Source organism: Tychonema sp. LEGE 06208 (assembly GCF_015207505.1).
In the GTDB taxonomy this organism is placed as follows: domain Bacteria; phylum Cyanobacteriota; class Cyanobacteriia; order Cyanobacteriales; family Microcoleaceae; genus Microcoleus.
In genome coordinates, this window is record NZ_JADEWT010000225.1 from 1 (window position 1) to 1347 (window position 1347).

At 34.4% G+C, this 1347-nt stretch carries 1 protein-coding gene; it reads left to right on the forward strand.

All coding sequences use genetic code 11. From position 1 onward, the window contains the following. Nucleotides 1-1144, forward strand: a 1144-nt coding sequence (locus IQ263_RS28035; RefSeq protein ID WP_194071289.1) for a hypothetical protein, incomplete at its 5' end; no start/stop codon positions are given. Between the last annotated feature and the right edge of the window lie 203 nt (nucleotides 1145-1347).

Consider the following 1347-nt stretch of genomic DNA (forward strand, 5'->3'; position numbering starts at 1 on the left):
CTTTTATTCTCAAGACAACTTACCATCAGCCCCTCCTATTATTAAGGGAGTTGTTGTGCGACGGGGTGATGGACTAGGTACAAGATTAATGTCTATTTTGTCAGGTAGATATGTCTGTGAATACTTTGGTTGCAATATGTATGTATCTTGGATTAATATTTACAGCAAATATTACCCTTCAAATATCCTGAATGCCGAAAGCATCACAGAGGTTTTTGAGGGTGGGAAAATATTCAAAGATATTGACGTTCCTTTACTAAATGAAGAAGATTTTTTTAAATTGAAGACAAAACGATTGCTTGAAATTGAACAAGAACAGGGTTTGCGGATGAACGGATGTTTTTTTGTTTTAAGTAAAAAGCAAACTGAAAATATATCCCAATTTGAATTTATAAACTGGGAACTTCCTTGGCCAATAGTTCCTTATGGGACTACAATCAAAGAAGTTTCTTTCAGCGTAAAAGATTACTGGAAAAAAATAAACTGGCATCACTCAATCATTAATCAAATTCAAAAATTTCAAAAGCTGGTAAATTCTCAGCCTTATCTTGTAGTTCATATCCGTAGAGGAGATATTATTCAGATGCTTTTATCCGATGATATTCCCACTTTACATCAAGATATGGCGGCTATAGTAGGCAGATTCCTACCGATTAAGACGGCTGTTAAATTTGTCTTAGACTGTGCCTTCAAAGATGTTGTCGTGTGTTCTGAGTGTCATAACTCAACTCAAATCTTCGTAGATGAAGTCAAGCGAAACAACAATGAAATTAACTTGTATATAACGTCTGAGTTTACGGAGTCCTTTAGTATGACCCAGGCAGCAGCTTATGACCTGATTATTATGTCCGATTGTACTAAGGTATTGACATCCCTGGGTAGCACTTTTTCGAGTTGTGCAGAATTTGCTGGTAATACTCATCAAGCTAAAACTCGTCAAGATTGGGACAATACAGACTGGGAAAATATGGCAAATGAATTAATCGCATATCTGGATAATAATGATAATGAAATGACCAATGAAAGAAAAAGCTTGGTCTATCTTCACCTTAGCAAGTATGTTCAAAGTCCATATCTTTCTGACCACTATATAAGTTTGTCAAAAAAACATTCATACAATACTTTTATGAGCTTTTATACATAAGGAGTTTACTAAACATGGAGTAGGTCTGACTAAAATTTTTTATAATTCTTGACTTAGTTTTGTTTCATTTGCCTATTGACAAAACCTTTTTATTAATGTTACACTAATGCCCAGTAAAATAAGTATGAATAGCATGAATATTAGCCCCAATCCTAAGCTCAACTTAGCCTTAAATAAGCCCACGGCTCAAAGTTCTATTTATA